Below are 8,031 nucleotides of genomic sequence, written 5' to 3'. Positions count from 1 at the left end.
TGTTGCAGAACTCACCATCTGAGGTGAGTTCCCCCTTACCCAACCAAGCTCAGGCCACGCGTTCGATCTCGGCGGTGCCGAGCGCGTTGAAGCGGTTCATGAGTGCGATACGGATGTGGACTTCGGCTGTTTGTCTGTCCGGGTTTCGAGAGGCGATCCGCTCGCCGAATGATTTGAGACAGCGCATTCTCGCCTCAATCCGACTTCGCACGTGATACTTGGACCAGTGCTTCCAGGTGGCACGACCAAAGCGTCTGGTTGCCCGGAGGATGTCGTTGCGGGCACGGGCAGCGGGGCAGTCTTCCTTCCACAGGCATCCGTTCTTGCGGATCGGGATGACGGCGGTGCCGCCGCGATCCAGGATGGCCGTGTGGCAACGCCGGGTGTCGAAGGCGCCGTCGCCAGTTACGGTGCCGATCTGCTCCTCTGGCGGGATCTGGTCCGGCAGGTCCGGTAGGACAGGGCGGTCACCCTCACGGCTTGACGTGAACTCCACCGCCCGGATGTCACCGGTGGCCGTATCCATTGCCAGATGAACCTTGCGGTACTGGCGTCTGCGATGCGTACCGTGCTTGCGGGCCACCCATTCTCCGTCACCCGGGAACTTGATCCCGGTGCTGTCGACCAGCAGGTTCAGTGGCCTTAGCGTGCGGCGGCTTGATATCTGAACGGCAAGGGTCTTCTGCCGGCGGCTTGAGGCGTGGAGAAATCCGGCACCGGCCAATCCGGCCCTGCCATCTCGAGAATGCTGGCCACCATGCCTGTTGTTTGTCGAAGGCGCAGGCCGAAAAGCACCTTCACCATCAGGCAGAACTGGATCGCCGCGGCGGAGAACACAAGCGGGCGGCCGGAACGCCCGGCCCTGATCGCCATCCGGGCCATGTCCTTGTCCAGCCAGATCAGCAGCGACCCGCGCCGCCTCAGGGCATCATTGCAGGACTTCCAGTTCGTCGTGCGGTATCGGCTGGGACGACGCCAGACGGTCAGCCGAGGTTGCGGCCTGCCGCGCCGAGGTCGAACGTCTTTACCAACGGCTACGGCGGCGACAAAAGCCTCGTAGATCGTCGCGCAGGTCATCAGGCCCAGATGGCCGCCGCCGGCGTTCTCGAAGAACGTCCGGTCATCGGGGGACAAGCGGCCCGGCGTCCCCTTCGCGAGATCATGAAGATCACCGAGAATGTCCGCCTCGGTCGCATGGCAGGTGAAACAGAGGTTCTTGCCCATCCCCATCATGAGGTCTTCGATCTGGCCTTTGGACCCCGATGCGCGGCCTGCAGCGGCGACAAGGCTGGGGAAGGACAGCACGCGGGACACCGCCTGCTCGCCGAGCACAAAGGCGAGCTTATCCTGCAGCATCGTCTCTGAGAACGGTTGTGCTGCGAGGCAAGCGCAGCAGGAACGAGAGAGGTCTCAGATCCGGCGAATCCCGGAGATGATCAAGGAGACGGGGTGAAGGCGCAGCAAAGCCCAGCCGAACTCCAGCAAACGCGGCGCGGTTGATGAAGGGTAAGCGCCGGAAGGCCGGTATTCGCGAAGGCCATCTGTCACCCGCGCCGCAGGACCTGCGCCGGGCTGGCCATGGCGGCGGTGCGGGCGATGGCGGTGGCGGCTTCGGGGGTGACGGGCCGGAAGACCACCCGGTCGCGCGGGCGAAGCTGGACAAAGGCGTCGAGGTCGCAGTCCAGCACTGTCGCAATCTTGGGATAGCCGCCGGTGGTCTGGTGGTCGGCCAGCAGGATCGTGGCGACCCCATCGCCCGCGACCTGGATCGAGCCGCGCATGATCGGCTCGGACGGCATGTCCAGCGTCGCCTCGGGCGCGATGAGGGGGCCCTCCAGGCGCACGCCCATGCGGTCCCAGGCGTCGGTCATCCGCCAGGGACCCGACCGGAAGGCGGCCAGTGCCTCGGGGGCGAAGAACCGCTCCTGCGGGCCCATGGTCACGCGCAGCGCGGACCGCGGGCGGGCGCTCACCGGGCAGGGAATGTCGCCCTCTCGTCCCTCGCGCCGTGCGGCGTCCGCGACGACCAGTCGCTGGCCGGGTGACAGGCGCCCGCCGCCAAGTCCCGACAGCGCATGGGTCGAGGCGCTGCCCAGCCAGCGCGGGACCTGCAGCGCACCGGCAAGGGCCAGATAGCACCAGCTTCCCCAGAATCCCGGCCGGATCGCCAGCCTCTCGCCCCCCCGCAGGGTGGCAACGCCCCACGACCCGCGCCTCTGCCCACCGTGATCGACGATGAAGCCGCCGCCGGCCACGGCGAAGCTGACCGTCCCAGACAGGCAGTCGAGCGCAAGCCCCCCCAGCGAAATCTCGATCCCCGGCGCATCGGCCGGGTTGCCGAGCGCGAGGTTCGCAGCCGTGAAGGACCTGCGGTCCATCGGCCCCGAGGCCGGGACGCCATAGCGCATCAGCCCGGGGCGGCCGCCGTCCTGCACCGACACATGCGGCCCGGCGAAGGCGATGGAGAGCACCGCATCGCTCATGCCCCGGCCTCGAACTCGGCGCGGGTGATCCGGCGGAAGCGGACCCGGTCGCCCACGTCGAACAGGAAAGGGCGGTCCGCGTCGCCGGTCAGGATGCGGGTGGGCGAGCGGCCGATGATCCACCAGCCGGTCGGCATGGTGATGGTCGAGACGAGGCATTGCGGACCGGCGATCAGCACGCTGCCCGCCGCGACGCCGCGCCGGGGGGCGGGCTTTCGCGGAAGGCGGATCGCCTCGGGGACGCCGGCCAGATAGGCATAGCCCGGCGCGAAGCCATACATGAAGACCTCGTATCGCCCCGCCAGATGGGCCGCGATCACCTCGTCCCGCGTCAGGCCGGCGGCCGTGGCGACGGCGTCGAGGTCGGGGGCGAGGTCGGCCTCATAGCAGACGGCGACCTCGCGCGTGGTGGCCCCGCTCGCGGCAGCCTTCCCGTGGTCCAGCAGCCGCCGCGCTGCCTGTTCCGCCAAGCGGTGGTCGCAGACCCGCGGGTCGAAGCGGATGAGGATCGCGGCATAGGCCGGCACGGCCTCGAGAAAGCCGTCGAAGGGCGCCGAGGCCAGCGCCCGGTCCAGTTGCAGCACGCGGGCATGGATGTCGCGATCGATCGTCTCGCCGAACTCGACCAGCAGGCCGTGTTCGGCCACGGGGCTGAAGACGGGAAAGGACCGCATGGAAGGGGCAGGGGCCTGCACGTCAGGCGGCGCCTGTGGCAAGGATGAAATCCCCCTCGGCCGCGCCGCGCCGCAGGGCGGTGCCATTCCGGCAAGCCGGGCTGTTCCAGAGGGGCCTGATGGCGTCAGATCTGCCGGTTCCAAGGATCACCCTGCCGCTCTTCGGCAGCCTTCCCCGCGACGCGATGCCGTTCCAGACCTCCGGCACCGCTTGGGAAACGGCGAAAGCGAAGATTGCCTTGCAGGCCCGGGAAGGGCGTCCCGCGACGATTACCATGTCCGGTCTAGGGTTCTGCCCCTTTCCCGCAGGCTTCGCCGGATCGCCGGTGGCTGCGCCTTTGAGGCGGCGCGGGGCGGGTTGCGGCTTCAGGTATCCGTTGGCCATCGGCGGGCTTTCCGTCAGGGTTTCACGAAAGGCGCGATGGTGGCGCCGGCGGCCTGCAGCCGCGCCCGGATCGCCTGCGCCATGCCGACGGCGCCCGCCGTGTCCCCGTGAACGCAGATCGACTGCGCGGCCAGGGCGATGGGCTCGCCTTCGATCACCGGCATCCGCCCGGTTTCCAGAAAGCGGACCAGCCGGTCGGCTGCTTGGTGCACATCACGCAGCACCGCGCCCGCCTGCGACCGGGGCACCAGCCGGCCGGTCGGCAGATAGGCCCGGTCGGCGAAGATCTCGGAAAAGACCTCGACCCCCACGGCCCGCGCCGCCAGTTCAAGCTCAGACCCCGAGATGGCGAGGATTGCGAGGCGTCCCGGCAGCGCGCGCACCGCCGCGACGATGGCCTCGGCCACCGCGCGGTCGTCCGCCGCCAGGTTGCCCAGCGCCCCATGCGGCTTGACATAGCGAACCTCTGCCCCGGCCAGCGCGGCCACCCCCTGCAGCGCGCCGGTCTGCGCCGCGACCATCCGCGCGATCCCGGCAGGCGTCATCGGGATCACCCGCCGCCCGAAGCCTTCGCGGTCGGCATAGCCGGGATGGGCGCCGACAACGACGCCCCGTTCGGCCGCCCGCTTCAGGGTCAGGAACATCGTCTCGGGATCGCCGGCATGGCCGCCGCAGGCGATGTTGGCCGAGGTCACGACCCGCAGCATGGCGGCGTCGTCCCCCATGACCCAGGGCCCGAAGCCTTCGCCCAGGTCGGAATTCAGGTCGATCCTCATGTCACCCCGCAGCCTCAAGTGCCCGGCTTGTTGGTCGCCCGGGTCAGCAGGACGACACCTGCACCATCGGCCGTGTCGTAATAGGTGAAGCCGGTCCGGTTCTCTCGCCGTCCCCGCATCGCCACAGGGATTCCCGCCTCCGCCTCGGCCGCATCGGCATCCGGCACCTCGAAGCCCAGATGAAAGACGCCTTCGCCCTTGCTGTCCAGATGGATCCGCTGGGGGCTGGGGTTGTGGTCGGGCTGGCACAGCTGCAGCTGGATGTTCGGCAGGTTGCAGATGCGGTACTGCATCCCCGCGAAACCCTCGCGGCTGGGAACCTCCAGTTCCTCATACTCGGCCAGCGGCGGATAGGCGATCCAGGGGCCGATGCCGATGGAGTCGTAATAGGCCTGCGCCCTGTCGATGTCGTGGACGACGATGCAGACATGGTGCAGCTTGCTGAACACGGGGTTCATCCGTTCACTCCTTCACCGGGACGGTATAGTTCAGCACCCGGCGGCCGCCATCGGGATAGATCGTCTCGCCCGTGATGTAAGAGGCGTCATCCGACGCAAGGAAGGCCACGACCCCGGCGATCTCTGCCGGCTTGCCCAGGCGTCCCAGCGGGGTGCGGGCCAGGATCGCATCCATCCCGGCGCGTTCGGTGAAGGCGCCCTTGATGATCTCGGTCGCGATGGTGCCGGGACCGACGCCGCAGACCCGGATGCCATGGGGTGCGAAGGCCACCGCCGCGGTCGAGGTGATCTGGTTCATGCCGCCCTTGGAAATCGCATAGGTGGCGACGTTCGGATTGGCGAGGCCCGAGTTGATCGAGGACATGTTGATGATGACGCCTCCTTCCCCTTGCGCGATCATCTGCCGGGCAGCGGCCTGGGTGCCCAGGAAGGCGCCTCTCAGGTTCACGCCCAGAACCCGGTCATAGACCTCTTCGGTCACGTCGAGGAACTCCATGACCGGGGCGATGCCGGCGTTGTTGACCATGACATCCACCCGGCCGAAGGTCGCCACGGCCTGCGCGACAAGGGCATCCACCTGATCCTTGCGGCTGACGTCGGCCACCACCGGCAGAACCGCATCGGGCGAGCCGATCTCGCGGGCGGTCGCCTCCAGCCGTTCGGCGTTGATGTCGGCGATGACGACCCTGGCCCCCTCGGACAGGAACCGCTCGGCCGTGGCGCGGCCGATGCCTTGGGCGGCGCCGGTGATCACGACGACCTTTCCTGCGAACCTCATGTCACTCTCCTTCAATAGACGATGCTTTCGGGCAACGGGCTGCCCGAGCGGATCCGGCCATAACCGAGCGGCGACAGATCGAGGCTGGCGTAGCCGCCATGCACGATCACCTCGGCCACCCCCCTGCCGGCGGCGGGGGCATGCATGACGCCATGTCCCGAGAAGCCGGTCGAGAAGACCAGGTTGCCGATTTCGTCATGCGGCCCGACGATGCCGTTATGGTCGAGGTCGTTGACCTCGTAATGCCCGGCCCAGGACCGTTCCAGCCGCAACTGCTCCATGACGGGAACGCGGGCAGCCAGCGCGGGCCAGAAGACATCCTCCATCAGGCCGTGATGCGGCTCGAAATCGTCGGTTGCGTCATGATCGAACTCGGCAGGTGGCTGGATGCCGCCGATGAAGCCTTCGCCCTCGGGGCGCGTCCAGATGCCCGATGAATCGAACAGCATCGGGAAATTGGCGGCCTTCAGCGGCGCGCGGAAAGAGAACACCGTGCGCTTGCGCGGGCTGACCGGCAGGGTCTGGCCCAGCGTGGCCGTCAGCGCCCCCGAGGCCGCGCCCGCCGCCATGACGCACCAGTCGCAGGGCAGGCGGTCGCCCCCCTCAAGGCGCACCGCCCGCACCCGGTCGCTGGCCAGATCGAAGTTTTCGGCTTTGCCCGTCACATAGCGGACACCCAGATCCCTTGCCGCACCGCGCACCAGCGACAACAGCGACCAGGCGTCGAACCAGCCCTCGCCAGTCACGCCGAAGGTGCCGATGCCGACATCCCCGACCGACATCCAGGGAAAACGCGCCGCGATCTCGTCCGGGGACAGGGCGACGACATCGGCCCCCTCGGCCCGCTGCATGTCGACAGCGGCCCGGCGTCTTTCGGTCCCGTCGGGTCCGCCGAGGATCAGATAGCCGTTCTCGACATAGCCGATGTCGGCCGAGGGCCCGAAGTTTTCCCTGATCCGGCGAAAGAAATCCACGCCGAAAAGGCTCATGCGGATGTTCACCGGCGTGCCGAACTGGGTGCGGATCGACGCCGCGGACAGCGCGGTCGAACAGAAGCGATAGGTCGGGTCCCGTTCGACCACGGTGATCTCGCCCGCGAAGCCCTCATGCCGCAGGAACCATGCGGCAAAGCTGCCCATGATCGCGCCGCCGACGATAACCACCCTTGCCCTTGCGGTATCGGACATGGCGCCTCAGCGGATGACAAAGGGGTTTGCGGCCTGACCGGCGGTGTCGATCCAGACGGTCTTGGTCTGCAGATAGGCGTTGATCGCCTCTTGCCCGCTTTCGCGGCCGACCCCGCTGCGCTTGTAGCCGCCGAAAGGCGCCATGTAGCTGACCGCGCGGTAGGCGTTGACCCAGACCGTCCCGGCCTCAAGCGCCGCGCTGCCCCGGATGGCGCGACCGATGTCGCCCGTCCACAGCCCGGCCGCCAGGCCGTAGGGGCTGTCGTTGGCGATGGCCCAGGCCTCGTCCTCGTCGTCGAAGGGGATGATCGACAGGACGGGCCCGAAGACCTCCTCCCGCGCGATCCGCATCCGGTTGTTCACGCCGGTGAAGATCGTGGGTTCCACGAACCAGCCGTTCCGCAGGCCGTCCTGTTCGGGGGCCTTGCCGCCCAGGACCGCCTCGGCCCCCTCGGCGCGTGCGATGTCCAGATAGGAAAGAACCCTGGCCCGCTGCGCTTTCGTGGTGATCGGGCCGACCTGCGTGTCCGGATCCGCCGGGTTGCCGAGCCGCGCGGCCCCGGCCAGCCTGACGACTCCCTCGACCACCTGATCGTGGATCGACCGCTGCACCAGAAGCCGCGAGCCGGCGATGCAGGTCTGGCCCGAGGCCGCGAAGATGCCCGAGATCGCGCCGTTCACCGCATTGCCGATATGGGCGTCGGCGAAGACGATGTTGGCGGACTTGCCGCCCAGTTCCAGCGTGACGGTCTTCAGCCCCTCGGCGGCGGCACGATAGACGGCGATGCCGCCCGGCTCGCCCCCCGTGAAGGCGATCTTGGCCACGTCGGGGTGGTTGACCAGCGGAACGCCCACCTCGGCCGGCATCCCGGTGACGGTGTTGACCACACCCGGCGGGAAGCCCGCCTGCTGAAACAGCCTGACGAACTCCAGCGCCGAGGCCGAGGTATGCTCGGACGGCTTGATGACCACGGTATTGCCCGCCGCCAGCAGCGGCGCGAGCTTCCAGGTCAGCAGCATCAGCGGCGAGTTCCACGGCACGATGGCCGCGACCACGCCGATCGGCTCGCGCCGGGTGAAGGCGAACATGCCGGGCTTGTCGATGGGCAGGACCGCGCCCTCGATCTTGTCGGCCAGCCCGCCGAAATAGCGGAACCATTCCGGGATATAGCGCAGCTGCGCCCCCATCTCGGCAATGAGCTTGCCGTTGTCGCGGGTTTCCAAGGCGGCCAGCCGCTCGGCGTTTTCGGCGATCAGGTCGGCCACCCGCAGCAGCAGCCTGCCGCGCGC

The 8,031-nt window shown here is 68.4% G+C and carries 8 protein-coding genes and 1 pseudogene; all 9 read right to left on the bottom strand.

Annotated features, from left to right (window positions below):
* Nucleotides 1-49: 49 nt before the first annotated feature.
* Nucleotides 50-987, bottom strand: a pseudogene (locus tag Q4F04_RS13820) (IS5 family transposase).
* Between the two features lie 557 nt (nucleotides 988-1,544).
* On the bottom strand, nucleotides 1,545-2,483 hold the full coding sequence (locus tag Q4F04_RS13815; protein ID WP_303370387.1) for a biotin-dependent carboxyltransferase family protein: 939 nt from the start codon (nucleotides 2,481-2,483) through the stop codon (nucleotides 1,545-1,547).
* The gene (locus Q4F04_RS13810; RefSeq protein WP_303370386.1) at nucleotides 2,480-3,157 is read right to left on the bottom strand and encodes an allophanate hydrolase subunit 1; all 678 of its coding nucleotides are present in this window, start codon (nucleotides 3,155-3,157) and stop codon (nucleotides 2,480-2,482) included. The genes Q4F04_RS13815 and Q4F04_RS13810 overlap by 4 nt, the downstream gene beginning before the upstream one ends.
* 22 nt (nucleotides 3,158-3,179) lie before the next feature.
* Entirely contained in the window at nucleotides 3,180-3,542 is a 363-nt protein-coding gene (locus Q4F04_RS13805; RefSeq protein WP_303370385.1) for a hypothetical protein, read from the bottom strand.
* 14 nt (nucleotides 3,543-3,556) lie between these two features.
* Entirely contained in the window at nucleotides 3,557-4,318 is a 762-nt protein-coding gene (locus Q4F04_RS13800; RefSeq protein WP_303370384.1) for a LamB/YcsF family protein, read from the bottom strand.
* Between the two features lie 14 nt (nucleotides 4,319-4,332).
* Nucleotides 4,333-4,776: a VOC family protein gene (locus Q4F04_RS13795; RefSeq protein WP_303370383.1), complete on the bottom strand. Its 444-nt coding sequence runs from the start codon at nucleotides 4,774-4,776 to the stop codon at nucleotides 4,333-4,335.
* A gap of 4 nt (nucleotides 4,777-4,780) precedes the next feature.
* Nucleotides 4,781-5,554, bottom strand: a complete 774-nt coding sequence (locus Q4F04_RS13790; RefSeq protein WP_303370382.1) for an SDR family NAD(P)-dependent oxidoreductase — start codon at nucleotides 5,552-5,554, stop codon at nucleotides 4,781-4,783.
* 11 nt (nucleotides 5,555-5,565) lie between these two features.
* Complete coding sequence (locus Q4F04_RS13785) at nucleotides 5,566-6,741, bottom strand: FAD-binding oxidoreductase (protein ID WP_303370381.1); 1,176 nt, start codon at nucleotides 6,739-6,741, stop codon at nucleotides 5,566-5,568.
* A 6-nt stretch (nucleotides 6,742-6,747) separates the two neighbouring features.
* Nucleotides 6,748-8,031: aldehyde dehydrogenase (locus Q4F04_RS13780; RefSeq protein WP_303370380.1), on the bottom strand; the 1,284-nt coding region annotated here is incomplete at its 5' end.

Origin of the sequence: Paracoccus sp. (in: a-proteobacteria), assembly GCF_030536915.1 — a bacterium.
Classification (GTDB): Bacteria; Pseudomonadota; Alphaproteobacteria; order Rhodobacterales; family Rhodobacteraceae; genus Paracoccus.
Note: the sequence above shows the minus strand (reverse complement) of the source record. Positions and strands in the feature narration are given on the sequence as shown.

Coding starts and splice junctions, on each gene's coding strand:
- Q4F04_RS13815 (WP_303370387.1), bottom strand. CDS start 2,483: ATGAGCGATGCGGTGCTCTCCATCGCCTTCGCCGGGCCGCATGTGTCG.
- Q4F04_RS13810 (WP_303370386.1), bottom strand. CDS start 3,157: ATGCGGTCCTTTCCCGTCTTCAGCCCCGTGGCCGAACACGGCCTGCTG.
- Q4F04_RS13805 (WP_303370385.1), bottom strand. CDS start 3,542: ATGGCCAACGGATACCTGAAGCCGCAACCCGCCCCGCGCCGCCTCAAA.
- Q4F04_RS13800 (WP_303370384.1), bottom strand. CDS start 4,318: ATGAGGATCGACCTGAATTCCGACCTGGGCGAAGGCTTCGGGCCCTGG.
- Q4F04_RS13795 (WP_303370383.1), bottom strand. CDS start 4,776: ATGAACCCCGTGTTCAGCAAGCTGCACCATGTCTGCATCGTCGTCCAC.
- Q4F04_RS13790 (WP_303370382.1), bottom strand. CDS start 5,554: ATGAGGTTCGCAGGAAAGGTCGTCGTGATCACCGGCGCCGCCCAAGGC.
- Q4F04_RS13785 (WP_303370381.1), bottom strand. CDS start 6,741: ATGTCCGATACCGCAAGGGCAAGGGTGGTTATCGTCGGCGGCGCGATC.